The sequence below is a fragment of the Gelidibacter japonicus genome, assembly GCF_010725055.1.
Lineage (GTDB): Bacteria > Bacteroidota > Bacteroidia > Flavobacteriales > Flavobacteriaceae > Gelidibacter > Gelidibacter japonicus.
In genome coordinates this window covers 154,764-170,568 of the sequence record NZ_BJKB01000005.1, presented here as the reverse complement: position 1 = coordinate 170,568, position 15,805 = coordinate 154,764, and the positions used below count along the sequence as shown (strand labels likewise).

The window sequence follows — 15,805 nt, the reverse complement described above, 5'->3', positions numbered from 1 at the left end:
GGCCACGAATTCACGAATGAATATATGTTTTTCTCATATTCTTTTCCAACTATTTCACGAAGCAGACTTTCAGTCGACCATTATAAAACTAGCATTTCCAAACCATAGAATGGTTTATTTAGTTAAGCTCATTCATCAATATCCATCTGACGAAGGCTGAAACAGATTGGAGATCAAACCCACTTAAAAGCTCCATTACGAGCCGACTTTTAGTTTTAATAATTGATTGTCTTACTCGAAACTCTGCATCTCTACCAGCATTTTGTACACGCCATCTTTTGCCATGAGATCATTGTGTTTGCCTTGCTCAACAATTTCTCCCTTTTGCATGACTACAATTTCATCGGCATTCTGAATCGTTGATAATCTATGGGCTATGACAATGGAAGTTCTATTTCGCATCATATTTTCTAGGGCAGATTGGACCAGACGCTCACTTTCTGTGTCTAAAGCTGATGTGGCTTCATCAAGAATCATGATCGGAGGATTTTTAAGGACCGCTCGGGCAATACTTAAGCGTTGCTTTTGACCTCCGGATAGTTTATTTCCAGAATCACCTATATTGGAGTGAATTCCACCGGGTAGGTCTTTTACAAATTCCCAGGCGTTGGCAATTTTTAAGGCATCAATGACTTCTTTATCGCTTGCGTCCTGCTTACCAATTTTAATATTGTTGCTAATGGTGTCATTGAAAAGAATGGAATCTTGTGATACGACCCCAAGCATGCCTCTTAGGGAAGACTGGGATAGGTTTTTAATATCAATATCATCAATAGAAATGGAGCCTTCAGTGACATCATAAAACCGGGTGATCAAATTGGCGATAGTGCTTTTTCCACTTCCTGATTGTCCAACAAGCGCCACGGTTTTTCCTTTGGGAACGTTCAGATTGAAGTTTTTAAGCACTAATTGGTCGTCGTATTTGAAAGAAATATTATCGATACTAATATTGGATTCAAATTCATTTTTAATTACTGGATTTTCAATTTCCTTAATGGTGTTCTCAGATTCCAGAAATTCCAGAATCCGATTGGCCGCACCATTTCCTTTTTTGACCCCATAACTTGCCTTGGCGATGGCTTTTGCAGGGGTTAAAATATTATAGGCAAGTGTAATATAGCCTATAAAGAAACTCGGATCCATGGAATTGTCTATAAAAACCAAAAATCCACCATAGACCAAAAGTATCCCAATGACGATAATTCCTAAAAATTCGCTGATGGGCGACGCTAGGTTTTGACGGTTCAATAGTGCGTTTGAATATTTATAGTAGCGTTCATTAGAGTCTTCAAACTTCTTGGCAAACACATGTTCTACGTCGAAAGCTTTGATAATACGAAGTCCCGACATGGTTTCTTCAAGAATCGATAAGAAGGTTCCTTGTTCCTGTTGTACTTTCAATGATCCTTTTTTGAGCGATTTTCCGACTTTGGAAATGATGAATCCTGATATTGGAATAAAAACAAAAACAAATAAGGTCAGTTTAGCACTCAAGATCAGCATCGCAATCAATGAAAATAAAATGGTCAGAGGCTCTCTGACAATCATTTCCAATACGGCTAAAAACGAATTTTTGACCTCATCCACATCTGCGCTGACCCGAGAGATGGTATCGCCTTTGGTTTTTTCAGAATAGAAAGCAAGAGGCAGACTGACGATTTTATCGAAGAGTACATTCCGGATATCCTTTAAAACGCCATTTCTCAAAAAAGTGATATAATACATGGCCAGATAATTAAAGAGATTTTTAAGTAGAAACATACTGATGATGACTCCAACCATGAGCATGAGGACTTTAAAATCGCCATACCTCTCTATTTTATCGGCTATAAAAAAGTTTAGGTAATTTTCCACAAAACTTTTTATGCTCCCCAACCCTTCAAATGTAGGTTTAACTACTGTCTCCCGTTGATCGCTAAAAATAACCTTAAATACAGGAATTAGAGCAACAAATGAAAGTGTGCTAAAAAGCGCATAGAGGATGTTGAAAAAAATGTTGAGGTAAGCATATTTTTTATACGGAATAATAAACCGATAAAACTTCTTTAAATACTCCATTTAGCTGAGTTTCATGTCTTTTAGAATGGCATCAATTTTTTTCTGCAACTGGCTATCCACAGAAGCGTAGGCTTCAATAGAAGACAAAGGCGCATTAACGCTCATATAAAACTTAATTTTAGGTTCAGTACCACTTGGTCTCAAGGCTATTTTGCTGCCATCTTCGGTATAGTATATAATGACGTTTGATTTTGGAATATCAATAGCTTCCTCTTTATTGGTGATAAAGTTTTTTGCTTTTGAAGTTTGGTAATCCTCAATTCTTATCACTTTGGATCCGTTGATTTCCATAAATGGGTTCTCTCTGGCGTCAATCATCATTTGCTTGATTTCTTGGGCGCCCTCTCTGCCTTTTTTGGTAATTGAAACCAGATGTTCTTTATATAGTCCATGGGTGACGTACAATTGTAATAGGGTTTCATAAAATGAGCTGCCATCGGCCTTTGCTTGAGCTTCTATCTCGCAGGCCAATAGGGTAGAGGTCACTGCGTCCTTATCTCGTACAAAATCGCCCACCATAAATCCAAAACTTTCCTCACCACCTCCAATAAAGTCGAGCTCAGGAAAATCTTTGATCATTTTGGCAATCCATTTAAATCCAGTCAAGCCTTCTTTGTATTCAACACCGTAGGATTTTGTTAAGACCTCCACCATTGGCGTGGAAACTATGGTAGAGCCTACAAACTCATTGCCATCGAGTTTGCCTTGTTTCTTCCATTGTTTTAACAAGAAATCGGTCATTACCAACATGGCTTGATTGCCATTAAGTAGGATTAATTTGCCGTTTAAATCTCTCACCGCAACTCCTAAACGATCACAGTCAGGGTCTGTCCCAATCACAATATCCGCATTCACTTTTTCTGCAAGTTCCAAAGCCATTTTCAAAGCCTCAGGCTCTTCAGGGTTTGGAGATTGTACCGTTGGGAAGCCGCCATCTGGAACCGCTTGTTCTTTGACAATATGAACATTTTTATAACCTGCGCGTTGGAGCGTTTCAGGGATTGTGACAATAGAAGTTCCATGAAGCGAGGTAAAAACAACGGTGATGTCGTCTTTGGCTTTTTGGGTGGTATAGTTTCCGTTTTTTACCGAAGCGTCTATAAAAGCGTCATCTACTTCCTTGCCAATGATTTTTATGAATTTGTCCTTAGATTTAAAATTAATCTCGGAATACTCCAAACTGTTGATTTCATCCACTATGGCTGCATCTTGAGGGGGTACCAATTGTCCACCATCTTGCCAATACACTTTAAAACCGTTGTATTCTGGAGGATTATGGGAAGCTGTCAAAACAATCCCACAATGACAGCCCAAATGTCTTACTGAAAAAGATAATTCAGGAGTGGTGCGCAGATCTTCAAACAAAAAAACTTGAATGTCGTTTGCTGAAAACACGTCGGCCACAACCTTGGCCAAGGTTTTACTGTTATGTCGGCAATCATAAGCAATCACCACCTTAGGCGTTTCATTTGGAAACTGCTCATGCAAGTAATTGCTCAGGCCCTGTGTGTTTCGTCCAAGAGTATATTTATTGATACGATTGGTGCCTACACCCATTATGCCACGCATGCCACCCGTTCCAAATTCTAAATCCTTATAAAATGCTTCTTGAATTTCCTTAGGGTGAAAAGCAATACTGTCCTTGATTTTATCTTGTGTTTCTTTATCAAAAGTTGGTGTTAGCCAAGTGTTGATGCGTTCTAAAATTTTTGGTTCAATGTGGATCATGGCGGTATGATTAAAGTTAATATTACAAAAATAGGCAATTAAGCAAATGTTGATTGATTAAAGACTATTAATTTAATGGGTCAAAAATTCAATTCATCATGAACAAGATAACGTTTTCTATCGTCTTTGTTGCGTAAAATGATTTCACCCAAAAAGCCAGCAATGAAAAATTGAGTTCCAATAATCATCGTGGATAGCGCGATATAGAATTGAGGGCGATCGGTAATCAGTCGGCCGGTAGTATTTAAAAAGAGTTTGTCAATGCCTAGATAAAGTGTAAAACCTAATCCAATGACCAACATGATGGCACCCAGGGCACCAAACAGATGCATGGGACGTCTCGCAAAACGCGAGATAAACCAAATAGTCAATAAATCGAGAAAACCATGAATAAATCGGTTCATTCCGAATTTCGTAGTGCCGTATTTTCGGGCTTGATGATGCACGACTTTTTCTCCGATATTTGAAAATCCAGCGTTTTTGGCCAACACTGGAATGTAACGGTGCATTTCGCCATGTACGTCAATATTTTTTACAACTTTATGGTTGTATGCTTTGAGTCCACAGTTAAAATCGTTCAGTTTGACTCCTGAGGTGCTCCGTGCCGCCCAATTGAACAGCTTGGAGGGTAGATTTTTTGAAACCACAGAATCATAGCGTTTTTTCTTCCAACCTGAAACCAGGTCGTAATGGTCTTTGACGATCATATCATAAAGTTCTGGGATTTCGTCTGGGCTATCCTGCAAATCGGCATCCATGGTAATGACCACATCACCTTGCGCCTTTTCAAATCCCGCATGAAGTGCTTGTGATTTTCCGAAATTCCGTATAAAGCGAATGCCCTTTACGTTAGGATCTTTCTCGGATAATTTTTTTATGACTTTCCATGAACCATCAGTACTGCCATCATCAATAAAGATAATTTCATAAGAAAAATGATTGGACTGCATAACTTTTGCAATCCAATCATATAATTCAGTTAACGATTCCTTTTCGTTGAGTAGTGGTATAACTACTGATATGTTCATTTAAGATGTTTCAAGTTGTAATGAGTCAAAAGTACAAATTTACTTGTAAATGATACTATTCTTTTTTCATTACCAAACCGCCAATAAGCGAATAAATAAGAGCGAAAAGTCCACTCATAGCCACCCAAAAAGCTCCCATTAACCAAGGATTGGCAAACATTTCAACAAACTTCATTCCTTGATCAATCATTTCTTGGGTCATTTCCGGATTGTCTTCAAGCATTTTATCTTTGGCTACATCCATCATTTGGTTAATAAAATCAGGATCTATGATATAATTAAATATTAGAGAATAGATCACGAAAACAATGGCGCTTATCACACCAATCAAAACACCTACTTTAAGAGCATCACTCAAGCTTAAAAGATTGGCATTTCGTTTTTTATACTGCGAAATTGCATAAAAAATGACAATAGGAAAGATAAGATAGTAAATGGCCGTAGGCCATTGTGCACCTTCTATAGCTAATCCTGTTACGTAAGTAAAGACTGAGATAAGGACCATAACAAGCCCTAAGATCACACCGTAGTTAATGGCGAATTTCCCTGGAGGAAATTTTTGTGTTTCCATGATATCCATAATAATTGGTTTAATTAGTTTATATATTAGTTAGTAAGCAAATATAGAAAAACGTTACAAACTATTTTTGGTTAAGTGTGTAATCTTGCGATTTAAAAGAGTTACTTTTGCCAAGGAAATATAAAGGCAATATCCAATCCAAAGTTAAAAGTGAAAATTTAAACTAAATCTATTGCGCATTTGTAAAAATTACTTAAATTTGCACTTTCAAAAATTGAACGATTATAAAGTATTTAGAGATGAAAAAAGGTATACATCCAGAAAATTATAGACTTGTAGCATTTAAGGACATGTCGAATGAAGACGTGTTTTTAACTAAATCTACAGCTGATACAAATGAAACTATTGACGTTGATGGTGTTGAGTATCCACTTGTAAAGATGGAGATTTCAAGAACATCTCACCCGTTCTACACTGGTAAATCCAAGTTGGTAGATACTGCTGGTCGTATTGATAAATTTAAAAGCAAATACGCTAAATTCAAAAAGTAATTTTAGTGTCCAAAATAGCAAAAGCCTTCAGATATTTTCTGGAGGCTTTTTTGTTTTCTATAAATACACTACTTTTGAGCCTTGAAATTTTCGAAATCGAAATAGTTGCCATATTTGGGAGAGGCATTTCTTCTCTTAGGTTGAGAATCTACCGTTTATAATATTTGCTATTTGATTGCTAATTAACTTTTATTTTAATAAATGAACTACATCCTTTTTGACGGTCCTTATAGAGATAATCTACTTCCTTTTACCTATACACGCCCAGTGGCTGATCTCAGAATAGGTATTTTGACCGTACGGGAAAAATGGGAAATGCATTTAGGCTATACCACTACCACTATAACTGAAGATTATCTTTCGGAAAAATATCCAATGGTGGAAATGGAAGAAAACATCATGATCAACGCTTCTTATCTGCCCAATAATGAGTTGGTGCAATTGGTGGAGAACCTTAAAGAGAATCAAGCCATTTTTCAGGATGAAGATGTGATCGCATTCTTCACGAAGGATGCTCAGGAGGATATTGATTTTAATACGTTTGATGCCATTGAATATGATGGCCAAGCCATTAAGTTAGAGCATGTTTGGGATATTTTTGCCAAAAATGGTGAGGCCATTCAGGAGGATTTTGAATTGATTACCAACGGAAGGGATTCACAACCTATCTCTGCCACCAATAATATTATAGCCCCACATAACATTTTTATCGAGGAAGGTGCTGTAATGGAATTTGCCACCCTTAATGCTGCTAAGGGGCCAATTTATATTGGCAAAGATGCCGAGATCATGGAAGGCGCCATGATTAGAGGACCATTTGCGCTTTGTGAACACTCTATTGTCAAAATGGGAGCAAAGGTTTATGGACCCACTACAGTAGGACCTTATTCTAAGATAGGAGGCGAAGTCAATAATTCGGTTTTGTTTTCTCATGCCAATAAGGGACACGAAGGTTTTTTGGGAAATTCGGTAATAGGCGAATGGTGCAATTTGGGAGCTGATACCAATAATTCCAACCTTAAAAACAATTATGCTGAGGTGAAAATATGGGATTATACTACTGAAAGCTTTGGAAGAACCGGACTACAATTTTGTGGCCTTATGATGGGTGATCATAGTAAATGTGGCATTAACACCATGTTCAATACAGGAACAGTAATTGGCGTTAGTGCAAACATCTTTGGAAGTGGGTACCCGCGCAATTTTATACCAAGTTTTAGTTGGGGAGGCGCAGCTGGATTTACGACCTACCAAACAAATAAGGCCTTTGATGTGGCCAAAAAGGTAATGTCCAGACGTGAAATAGAGTTCTGCGAGCTTGACAAAGATATTATGAACCATATCTTTGAGATTACTAGGAAATTCAGAAGGGATTAAATTAATAAAACTCAATTTTTAAATATGGGGGAGCCATGGATTGAAAATTGACAGTTTAACTAATCCCACTTTTTAGCAGGATCTTTGGGTTCTATTCTCGACGCTCTAAGTTGAAGTTAAAAGAATATTTATCATTTGAGGCCTTGTACTCTTGGGACAGTGTAGCTCATTCCAGATTATGATAGCTTTAGATAGTTTCCTGTTTTGTTTTATTGGATGAGAATAAATGGCCATATGCTCTTTTAATCGCCATTACTTTATCCAAAGTACTGATATCTGCTTTTACAATTCTCTTTACTAATTCCGTGATATGTAAATTACTTTCAAACAATTGCGTAACTTTGCGCTTCAAAATCCAAAAACAGGTTAAATTTGTATTTTACTTTTGAAAGTAGAGATTTTTCAATGGAAGAAGCGTCTATTTTTAGAAAATGAAAACTGAATTATGAGAAAAAAAGTAGCGTTTTATACTTTAGGGTGCAAACTGAATTTTTCAGAAACCTCGACGATTGCAAGAACTTTTGTAAACGAGGGCTTTGATCGGGTAGAATTTAATGAAGTGGCTGATATTTATGTGATCAATACATGTTCTGTTACAGAAAATGCCGATAAACGTTTCAAATCTATCGTAAAGCAAGCGCAGAAAGTCAATCCAAAGGCCTTTGTGGCAGCGGTGGGATGTTATGCCCAGCTAAAACCTCATGAGTTGGCAGATGTCAATGGTGTGGATTTAGTACTTGGAGCGACAGAGAAATTCAAGATTACTGATTATTTAAATGACCTTTCAAAAAATGATATGGGAGAGGTGCATTCGTGTGAAATTGAGGAGGCCGATTTTTACGTGGGAAGTTATTCCATAGGCGATAGAACACGCGCTTTTTTAAAGGTCCAAGATGGCTGTGACTATAAATGTACTTATTGCACTATTCCTTTGGCTCGAGGTATCTCGCGAAGTGATACTATGGAAAGTGTTATTGAGAACGCTAAAGAGATTGCCAGTCAAAATATCAAGGAAATTGTATTGACTGGAGTGAATATTGGCGATTATGGGAAAGGGGAATTTGGCAATAAAAAACATGAGCATACCTTCCTGGATTTGGTTACTGAATTAGATAAGGTGGAAGGTATTGAACGCTTAAGAATTTCATCTATTGAACCAAACTTGCTCAAGAATGAAACCATTGATTTGGTAGCTAAATCGAGAGCCTTTGTGCCACATTTCCATATTCCTTTACAAAGTGGCAGTAACGACATTCTTAAAAAAATGAAACGTCGTTATATGAAAGAGCTTTATATAGATCGCGTTTCAAAAATTAGAGAAGTCATGCCAGATGCTTGTATAGGTGTTGACGTAATCGTTGGTTTTCCTGGAGAGACGGATGGCCACTTTTTAGAAACCTATAACTTTCTAAATGGCTTAGATATTTCTTATTTGCACGTGTTTACGTATTCTGAACGTGATAATACTGAAGCGGCCGTAATGGATGGCGTAGTTTCCAAAAATGTGAGAATGAAACGGAGTAAAATGCTAAGGGGATTATCGGTTAAAAAACGTCGTGCATTTTACGAAAGCCAATTGGGAAGCACAAGAACCGTTCTGTTTGAAGGCGAAAACAAAGAAGGATATATCCATGGATTTACGGAAAACTATGTCAAGGTGAAAACCCCATGGAACCCAGAACTTGTAAACACCCTTCATCAAGTTGAACTCACTAAGATTGATTCCGATGGCATTGTAAGGTTTGAATTTATCCCAGTTCTTGCTCACTAAATTGTCTAAATCAACGGGTTAAAGTGTTTTTTATCCGTCTTTTAGGTTATTTATCCTTTTTTTTTTAGATAATCAACGTTTATCGATAATTTCGAAGTTGATCCCTAATCTAATAACTTGAAATGAAAACTTCAATACGCCTACTTTTTTTTACTTTCACCTTTTTTATATTATTGAGCAGTTCAAAACAGGTTGTAAAAAACCCATTAATTGGCGGGTGGGAATTGACCACTTGGACCGTCGGTATCCCTATTCAGTTAAAGGATAGTAAGCACTTCACTACAAATCTCTTGGATCAAACCTCTTGCAATGTCAATGAGATATTAAGTTTTGACAAGGACGGCATCGTAATCTCTGAAGATACGTTCAGTCCCCAAATTATTATCCGCTTGAAAGATGGCACCTCTGATGTTTATTTAGTTGAAGAAATTTGTGCTGAAGGACGAATTGGCTATGCCACGGATTATTCGTACGACAGTAATGGGAATGTTGAATTTAATAGTATAGTGGGAGTTGTAGCCAACAAGCAACTGACCGTTATTTACAAGGATGCTATTAAGATCTACAACGAAGCATTGACTGAAGTGATTGAAAATAAAGATCTGACGTTGGTGTATACAAAGAAAGGGTAAAAAAAAACCGAAGGTTAAACTTCGGATTTTTAATTTTAGATTCTGATGCCTACTGGAAGCATCTTTTGGTATTTCCTGTTCCTCCTCACAAATTTAGCGATTTCTGGACTCGTTGGTACAACGCTAATATTTCGTTCAGAAATACTTTCAAATACCAAGGTTAAAAATTCTGTTTCAAATTTCTCTGAGGAAATACTCTCAGGAATACATATTTTGGTCAGAAAAATTTTACGGTCTTGAAGAGAGTATTCGATTTTTGCCAAATCATCTTCAATTTTAAGCTCAAATTGACGTAAGAAGTCATTGTCAACTAATTCTGCTGCATCAATCATAATTATATATTTAATTTTATTTCATTGGGCTGGAAGGGGTGGTCACTACATTTTTATATAGCTTTGCAACGCAAATTTACGAAAAATAACCTTAGCAATCGATTTCTTGAATGTTAAATACTTAAGATGTAAATGTTTACAGCAGCTTTGAACGAGTATTTTTCGTCAACACTTGGTTAAAGGAGTTTGTACAAAGATTTATAATTTCAAATGGAGAAAAACATTATACCTGTTTATCTTATGCCAGGAATGGCGGCGAAACCAACTATATTTGAACGAATCAAATTACCTGAAGACCAGTTTAAAATTTATTGGTTGGAATGGATGATTCCTGAAGAAAACGAAAGTTTGGAAAGTTATGCCAAACGTATGATTCAAAAGATTGATCATGAAAACCCAGTTCTTTTGGGAGTCTCCTTTGGTGGGATTTTGGTACAGGAAATGAGCAAATATATGACCGTAAGGAAATTGATTGTGGTAAGCAGTGTCAAATCACGACATGAACTCCCTAAACGAATGAAGCTTGCAAAGTTCATTAAAGCCTATAAATATGTCCCAACGCAATTGTTATCAAATTTGGACGTTCTGAAAAAGTATGCCTTCAACGAGACTATTTCCAAACGTATTGATCTTTACAAAACTTATCTGGCTGTAAATGATAAGCGGTATTTGGATTGGGCCATTAAAGAAATGTTGCTATGGGACCAAGAAAAATCGAATAAGGATGCCATTTATATACATGGAGACAAAGATGCTATTTTTACCCATTCATGTGAAGGAGATTGTATTGTTGTGAAAGGAGGAACGCATATTATGATTGTTACAAAATACAAGTGGTTTAATAAACATCTTCCTGAATTAATAACAGGCTCTAAGTGAATATTGTTGAATTATTTTTTACATTTATAAAAAACTTGAAAAATGAAAATTATTAAGAATTTATTAGCGGTTGTGGGACTTATCAGTATTTCGGGATTGTTCATATTTGCTGTTCAGACACCTGTAGATAAGGATATAAAAGTTGAGCAAAAAATGGACAATGGTTATAATATCCATGCTTTAAAAATTCCTGAAGACCTTAATTTTGCGGATGAACCATTGCCATTGTCAATTCCAGATGTTTATGAGCGAATGGATAGGGAGCTTTTGGTCAATACTTATTGGCAATCAAACGCGCTTTTGATGTTCAAACGTGCCCAAAAGTATTTTCCTGTTATTGAGCCTATCTTGAAAAAGCATGGTATTCCTGACGACTTTAAGTATTTGGCGGTCATAGAGAGCGGGTTGACCAATGCGGTTTCTCCAGCAGGCGCAAGAGGTATTTGGCAGATCATGCCAGCTACCGCGAGGGAAAATGGTTTAGAGGTCAATGATAATGTCGATGAACGTTACCATCTGGAAAAATCTACTGAAGTAGCTTGTAAATATCTTCTACAGTCTAAAAGGAATTTAGGATCTTGGACTTTGGCTGCTGCAGCCTATAATGCCGGAAATGCAGGAATATCAAGACGTCTTAAAGAACAAGGTGTAACTGATTATTATGATTTGTTGTTGGGAGAAGAAACAGGACGTTATATGTTCAGAATTGTGGCTCTGAAGGAGATTATGACCAATCCTAAAACTTACGGATTCAATTTTGATGAGGATGATCTCTATGCCAACATCCCCACCTTTAATGTTGTAGTAGATAAAGAAGTGTCTGATTTCGCCCTATTTGCCCAAGAATATGGAATCAACTATAAAGTTCTTAAAATTCATAATCCTTGGCTTAGGGAAACCCGTTTGAACAATAGATCTGGAAAAAAATACGTCATAGAAATTCCTGAAAAGGGATATTATTCCAACAATTGATGCTTGAAATCCTCTCAAGTAATATATGGATCATCCTAATAGCTATAAATTATCTCTTGGTGATTTTGGCTGCATTTACGGTGCTCACTAAAAATATTAATCCAACCAAAACGATATCCTATATTATCGTTTTGGTTTTTTTTCCATTTTTTGGTCTTGTCGTCTATTACCTATTCGGTCAGGAATATCGTAAAAATAAAATCTTCAATAGAAAACACATTCTCAATCGAAAAATAATTGCAGATGTCAGCGAACGTTTAAAGCCTGATAAAGAGGAGGTCAGAGAGTTGAAGGATGATCTTCTGGATGAGAAAATAAAACTTGTAAAACTTCTTCACAGTAGTCAGAACGCGCCTTTAACGATTTATAATGATGTAAAAATCATTAAAAACGGAGAAAATAAATTCAAATTGCTTCTGGCCGATTTAAAAAAAGCGAAGAAACACATTCACATGGAATATTACATTTTACGTGATGATAAGATTGGAATGCAGGTTATTGATATTCTTTGTGATAAAGCAAAAGAAGGGGTTAAGGTAAGATTGAGTATTGACGATGTAGGGAGTAGTATTTCAAGGAAAAACAAGAACAGGATGGTGGAAAGCGGTGTGGAATGGCATCCGTTTATGCCAGTTCTTTTTCCAGGCTTTACGGGAAAAATGAATTACAGAAACCATCGTAAAATTGTGATCATTGATGGGATAATAGGGTATATAGGCGGTATCAATGTGTCTGATACTTATGTCAATTATGCCGATTCTGATATCTTTTGGCGAGATACTCATTTAAGGATTACCGGAGAATCTGTGAAATCCTTGCAAATTCATTTCCTGATGACCTGGGAATTCGTTTCCAATGAGAAGGTTGACATAGAAGAAGACTTCTTTCCAAGAGATCATTGCGAGGAGTGCGTGGCAATGCAAATTGCTGCCAGTGGGCCTGATACAGATTGGGCCAATATCATGGAGGTGATTTTTACGGCCATTGTTACCTCTGAAAAATATGTCTATTTGACCACACCTTATTTCATTCCCAACGAACAGATCATTACCGCATTACAGGTGGCTTCAAAAAGCGGGGTTGATGTGCGATTGCTTATTCCTAAGGAATCTGATTCTTGGACTGCCAAATATGCGACTAATTCCTATATTGAGTCGTTATTAGAGGCCAATATTAAAATTTATCGATATTGTAAGGGTTTTATACATGCCAAAACCATTGTGATTGATGATGTATTTTGTACGGTGGGGACCACCAATATGGATTATAGAAGCTTCAATATCAATTTTGAAATCAATGCGATGATCTACAACAAAGAAAAAAGTTTGGAGCTGAAATCACATTTCTTCGAGGATCTCAAAGAAAGCGAAGCCATTGATCAAGAAAGGTGGCTAAAAAGGCCAAGGATCGAAAAGCTGAAAGAATCCTATTGCCGCCTATGGGCACCCTTACTCTAATCTGAGGTCTTTTTCTAACGATGATTTTTTGGAGTATTGTGTTGAGCTGTGTCAATTTGACTTGCCAACAACTCAGAAATACCTCTGTGGGCCTTTTCTTCAAACAGTTCTTTGCTTAGTGTATTCACATTTTTTAAGAAGAATTTTCTATCAATATCAGAAATCTGCTTGTCTTGATTGATATAAAAACATGCAGGTACACCAAAGGAATGTTTTAATGCTGAAAGCGCTTTGTTAAAATTATTATGGCGTTCATCAGCGTAGACTACGGTAACATTTTTATTGTATTGGCGAGCTTCTCTTTTGGCAATATCTCTGCTGTTCCAATATAAAATTATAATGTCCACCTTTCCGTAATACTCGTTGGCTATGGCATTGATTGTTTTTATTTCCTCTTCGGTTTGGATGATTGCGGAATTTTTTGTGATCAGAAGAAAGGGTTTGTCAATATTTTCGGTATACAGTGTTTCACCCGACACCTTTTTGAGCTTTAAATCAGAAATATACGTACTCCTTAAATGAGTGTTTATGAGCGTATCAAATATGGCATCGACCTCATGTGGTGGCATTTGATTTTTAATGGCCAAATCTGATTTGTTGTTGTACTTTCTTAAATGTTGGGAAAGCGCGTCATCAAAATACACTTTTTCCTCTTGAGCAAGGAGCAGAGGAATATAAGCAAAGAATAAAAGAGTGAGTAGTCTTTTAAGGACCATAGGCGTGAGGGTTTTTTAAAGAATGTGCAACTTAGGTTTTATTCAGGTCATTCTCAAAACTTCTCGATAACTGATTGAAAAACACTGTTGATTGCCATTAAAAAAGCACTTCCAACGGAAGTGCCTGAGATTTCATCTACTAGATAATGATATGATGCTCTTGCCATGAGCTTTTAGCACAAGGGATTTAGCGCCGTCTCCCTTGTCTATTTCCACCGTAATGCTGATTGGGCATTTGTGCCTTTTTCATACTGTCCTTCATCATCTTAATTTGATCTGCAAGCATGTTGCGTTTATCCAGCTTTTGTGCTTCTTTCAATAACATTTTGGCTTCTTGCGGACGTCTTTTGCTAAAGGCAATTCCCGCCAAATTCAATTTTGCCATAGCCATATCGTGATCCATTGTCAGCCCGAAGCTGATTGCCTTTTTAAAATATTTTTCGGCTTCATTCATATTGGTTTGTGAGACCATAATGCCATGAAGGTAATTGTAATAACCTTCTTGCTTTTTCACTAGGGCACTAGAAGGATTTTTGATCATGTCCAACCACTTTTTGGCACCAACAAAATCCTGTTTTCTTAATCTTAAAAATGCCAACAGAATAAATTCATTCTTAAAATATAGAAATACAAAAATTGTAGATAATAAAATAAACATGATGCCATTTCCGATATATCCCTCAGTGAATTGATATACGGCATAAGCTATGATTAAAGCTGTTATAACGAGTTTTATGTTTTTATTATACATGGTTAATTTAATATTTTATAAGTAATAGTAGATGTTATTTTTGTTGGTATGGTCATGTTTTGAGCATTGACCTGAGTGTCACCACTATAAATGCCTTCAACAGTTATCTCCTTAAACAAGCCTGTTTTTGAGTTGGCATTAATGGTTGTTTTTTGGGTTCCGGTTAGCACCATTATGACGTTATCATCCATATTGGACATCGTAGTGTCTGCATTTCCAGAAACTGTGTAAGTGTTGTCGTCATATGATGTTAAGGTCCATTTGTTTTTGGCTTGCAAATCACCTTGATAAACATTATCCCAAGTATCGTTAATAGTTACGATCTTGGCAGGCAAGAAATAGGTCATTTGCTCAAAACTATTGGAGAGTGCTGCGCTGCCAAATTGTTTTTCAAATTGTGCTTTGTTAGCGTCAATGGTAGCCTTATCAGTAATATCTGCAGCTTTGAACATGGAAGCAATAAGTTGTTCACCCCCAGAAATGGATTGGATTTTTCCTGATCTTTCCATGATCATAGTTACAGGAATATTTAAGGTGCCCCTAAACATTTTTGAGGTAAGGTCAGCGTCATCCTTAAGCGCCGTATCTGCGTTGAGAAGTTCACCAAGTTCTGGAGAGCTCATGGTCATTTTTAAATGCTTAAAGGTCATTTCCATAGTGATGATGTCGTTTTCTACTTTGACAACCTTAAACTGCATAGCGCTTTTTAAATGGTTGTCAATAATCTGATCCACCCCATTAATATCTTGTATGATATGTTGTTTGGCCTGTTGTTCGACTTGAAACGTATCATTCACTTTAAGGTCATATTGAAGCATTTGCTGCGCAACCACACCCAAAGATGAAAGAAAAAATAGCAAAATGGAAAAGCTTTTCATATGACGTATTATAGTGTCCTTTTTCAAATCACAAAGAAACTAATTTTTTTTAAGTTGGCATTGATATATTCTATCTTATTAAAGTCGAACTTTCACATAAATTGGCCGTCATTTTGAAACTTAAACTGCAGGATGAAAATTTCAAAAAAATATTT

General features: G+C 36.6%; 16 protein-coding genes. 7 read left to right on the top strand and 9 right to left on the bottom strand.

Features of this window, described 5'->3' with window-relative positions; all coding sequences use genetic code 11:
- Positions 1-231 precede the first annotated feature (231 nt).
- The 4 genes from G6N06_RS07305 to G6N06_RS07290 all read right to left on the bottom strand — a co-directional run bounded on the left by G6N06_RS07305 (position 232) and on the right by G6N06_RS07290 (position 5,385).
- Positions 232-2,058, bottom strand: coding sequence for an ABC transporter ATP-binding protein (locus G6N06_RS07305; protein ID WP_163515409.1), 1,827 nt, complete (start codon positions 2,056-2,058; stop codon positions 232-234).
- Positions 2,059-3,786, bottom strand: coding sequence for a phospho-sugar mutase (locus G6N06_RS07300; protein WP_205334738.1), 1,728 nt, complete (start codon positions 3,784-3,786; stop codon positions 2,059-2,061).
- 80 nt (positions 3,787-3,866) lie between these two features.
- The gene (locus G6N06_RS07295) at positions 3,867-4,814 is read right to left on the bottom strand and encodes a glycosyltransferase family 2 protein (RefSeq protein ID WP_163515408.1); all 948 of its coding nucleotides are present in this window, start codon (positions 4,812-4,814) and stop codon (positions 3,867-3,869) included.
- Between the two features lie 55 nt (positions 4,815-4,869).
- Positions 4,870-5,385: a DUF4199 domain-containing protein gene (locus G6N06_RS07290; RefSeq protein WP_205334737.1), complete on the bottom strand. Its 516-nt coding sequence runs from the start codon at positions 5,383-5,385 to the stop codon at positions 4,870-4,872.
- Positions 5,386-5,633: 248 nt separating this feature from the next.
- On the opposite strand from G6N06_RS07290, the gene G6N06_RS07285 reads away from it, so the two are divergent.
- On the top strand, positions 5,634-5,885 hold the full coding sequence (locus G6N06_RS07285; protein WP_163515406.1) for a type B 50S ribosomal protein L31: 252 nt from the start codon (positions 5,634-5,636) through the stop codon (positions 5,883-5,885).
- A gap of 201 nt (positions 5,886-6,086) precedes the next feature.
- Entirely contained in the window at positions 6,087-7,262 is a 1,176-nt protein-coding gene (locus G6N06_RS07280; RefSeq protein ID WP_163515405.1) for a GlmU family protein, read from the top strand.
- A gap of 187 nt (positions 7,263-7,449) precedes the next feature.
- On the opposite strand, the gene G6N06_RS07275 is transcribed toward G6N06_RS07280, so the two are convergent.
- On the bottom strand, positions 7,450-7,614 hold the full coding sequence (locus G6N06_RS07275; protein ID WP_163515404.1) for a hypothetical protein: 165 nt from the start codon (positions 7,612-7,614) through the stop codon (positions 7,450-7,452).
- Between the two features lie 93 nt (positions 7,615-7,707).
- Between G6N06_RS07275 and mtaB the strand changes: the two genes are divergently transcribed.
- Positions 7,708-9,033 (top strand): tRNA (N(6)-L-threonylcarbamoyladenosine(37)-C(2))-methylthiotransferase MtaB, encoded by a 1,326-nt coding sequence (gene mtaB, locus G6N06_RS07270; RefSeq protein WP_163515403.1) that lies wholly within the window; start codon positions 7,708-7,710, stop codon positions 9,031-9,033.
- 122 nt (positions 9,034-9,155) lie between these two features.
- Positions 9,156-9,665 (top strand): hypothetical protein, encoded by a 510-nt coding sequence (locus G6N06_RS07265; RefSeq protein WP_163515402.1) that lies wholly within the window; start codon positions 9,156-9,158, stop codon positions 9,663-9,665.
- A gap of 35 nt (positions 9,666-9,700) precedes the next feature.
- Here G6N06_RS07265 and G6N06_RS07260 read toward each other — a convergent pair whose 3' ends face one another.
- Positions 9,701-9,997 carry an N-acetyltransferase gene (locus tag G6N06_RS07260; RefSeq protein WP_205334736.1) on the bottom strand — a complete coding sequence of 99 codons (297 nt, stop codon included), beginning with the start codon at positions 9,995-9,997 and terminating at the stop codon, positions 9,701-9,703.
- Positions 9,998-10,207: 210 nt separating this feature from the next.
- Between G6N06_RS07260 and G6N06_RS07255 the strand changes: the two genes are divergently transcribed.
- The 3 genes from G6N06_RS07255 to cls are packed head-to-tail and all read left to right on the top strand — an operon-like array spanning position 10,208 to position 13,305.
- Positions 10,208-10,876: an alpha/beta hydrolase family protein gene (locus tag G6N06_RS07255; RefSeq protein WP_163515401.1), complete on the top strand. Its 669-nt coding sequence runs from the start codon at positions 10,208-10,210 to the stop codon at positions 10,874-10,876.
- Positions 10,877-10,918: 42 nt separating this feature from the next.
- Complete coding sequence (locus G6N06_RS07250; protein ID WP_163515400.1) at positions 10,919-11,848, top strand: lytic transglycosylase domain-containing protein; 930 nt, start codon at positions 10,919-10,921, stop codon at positions 11,846-11,848.
- Positions 11,848-13,305: a cardiolipin synthase gene (cls, locus tag G6N06_RS07245; protein ID WP_163515399.1), complete on the top strand. Its 1,458-nt coding sequence runs from the start codon at positions 11,848-11,850 to the stop codon at positions 13,303-13,305. The genes G6N06_RS07250 and cls overlap by 1 nt, the downstream gene beginning before the upstream one ends.
- Positions 13,306-13,319: 14 nt before the next feature.
- Here cls and G6N06_RS07240 read toward each other — a convergent pair whose 3' ends face one another.
- The 3 genes from G6N06_RS07240 to G6N06_RS07230 all read right to left on the bottom strand — a co-directional run bounded on the left by G6N06_RS07240 (position 13,320) and on the right by G6N06_RS07230 (position 15,650).
- Positions 13,320-14,021, bottom strand: coding sequence for a hypothetical protein (locus tag G6N06_RS07240; protein WP_163515398.1), 702 nt, complete (start codon positions 14,019-14,021; stop codon positions 13,320-13,322).
- 187 nt (positions 14,022-14,208) lie between these two features.
- On the bottom strand, positions 14,209-14,772 hold the full coding sequence (locus G6N06_RS07235) for a DUF2892 domain-containing protein (RefSeq protein WP_163515397.1): 564 nt from the start codon (positions 14,770-14,772) through the stop codon (positions 14,209-14,211).
- A 2-nt stretch (positions 14,773-14,774) separates the two neighbouring features.
- On the bottom strand, positions 14,775-15,650 hold the full coding sequence (locus G6N06_RS07230) for a DUF6263 family protein (RefSeq protein ID WP_163515396.1): 876 nt from the start codon (positions 15,648-15,650) through the stop codon (positions 14,775-14,777).
- Between the last annotated feature and the right edge of the window lie 155 nt (positions 15,651-15,805).

Bases quoted from the DNA above. Each gene is read 5' to 3' on its own strand.
- G6N06_RS07230 (WP_163515396.1), bottom strand. From the start codon at position 15,650: ATGAAAAGCTTTTCCATTTTGCTATTTTTTCTTTCATCTTTGGGTGTG.
- G6N06_RS07280 (WP_163515405.1), top strand. From the start codon at position 6,087: ATGAACTACATCCTTTTTGACGGTCCTTATAGAGATAATCTACTTCCT.
- G6N06_RS07295 (WP_163515408.1), bottom strand. From the start codon at position 4,814: ATGAACATATCAGTAGTTATACCACTACTCAACGAAAAGGAATCGTTA.
- G6N06_RS07255 (WP_163515401.1), top strand. From the start codon at position 10,208: ATGGAGAAAAACATTATACCTGTTTATCTTATGCCAGGAATGGCGGCG.
- G6N06_RS07240 (WP_163515398.1), bottom strand. From the start codon at position 14,021: ATGGTCCTTAAAAGACTACTCACTCTTTTATTCTTTGCTTATATTCCT.
- G6N06_RS07260 (WP_205334736.1), bottom strand. From the start codon at position 9,997: ATGATTGATGCAGCAGAATTAGTTGACAATGACTTCTTACGTCAATTT.
- G6N06_RS07265 (WP_163515402.1), top strand. From the start codon at position 9,156: ATGAAAACTTCAATACGCCTACTTTTTTTTACTTTCACCTTTTTTATA.
- G6N06_RS07300 (WP_205334738.1), bottom strand. From the start codon at position 3,786: ATGATCCACATTGAACCAAAAATTTTAGAACGCATCAACACTTGGCTA.
- G6N06_RS07305 (WP_163515409.1), bottom strand. From the start codon at position 2,058: ATGGAGTATTTAAAGAAGTTTTATCGGTTTATTATTCCGTATAAAAAA.
- mtaB (WP_163515403.1), top strand. From the start codon at position 7,708: ATGAGAAAAAAAGTAGCGTTTTATACTTTAGGGTGCAAACTGAATTTT.
- G6N06_RS07250 (WP_163515400.1), top strand. From the start codon at position 10,919: ATGAAAATTATTAAGAATTTATTAGCGGTTGTGGGACTTATCAGTATT.
- G6N06_RS07235 (WP_163515397.1), bottom strand. From the start codon at position 14,772: ATGTATAATAAAAACATAAAACTCGTTATAACAGCTTTAATCATAGCT.
- cls (WP_163515399.1), top strand. From the start codon at position 11,848: ATGCTTGAAATCCTCTCAAGTAATATATGGATCATCCTAATAGCTATA.
- G6N06_RS07290 (WP_205334737.1), bottom strand. From the start codon at position 5,385: ATGGAAACACAAAAATTTCCTCCAGGGAAATTCGCCATTAACTACGGT.
- G6N06_RS07285 (WP_163515406.1), top strand. From the start codon at position 5,634: ATGAAAAAAGGTATACATCCAGAAAATTATAGACTTGTAGCATTTAAG.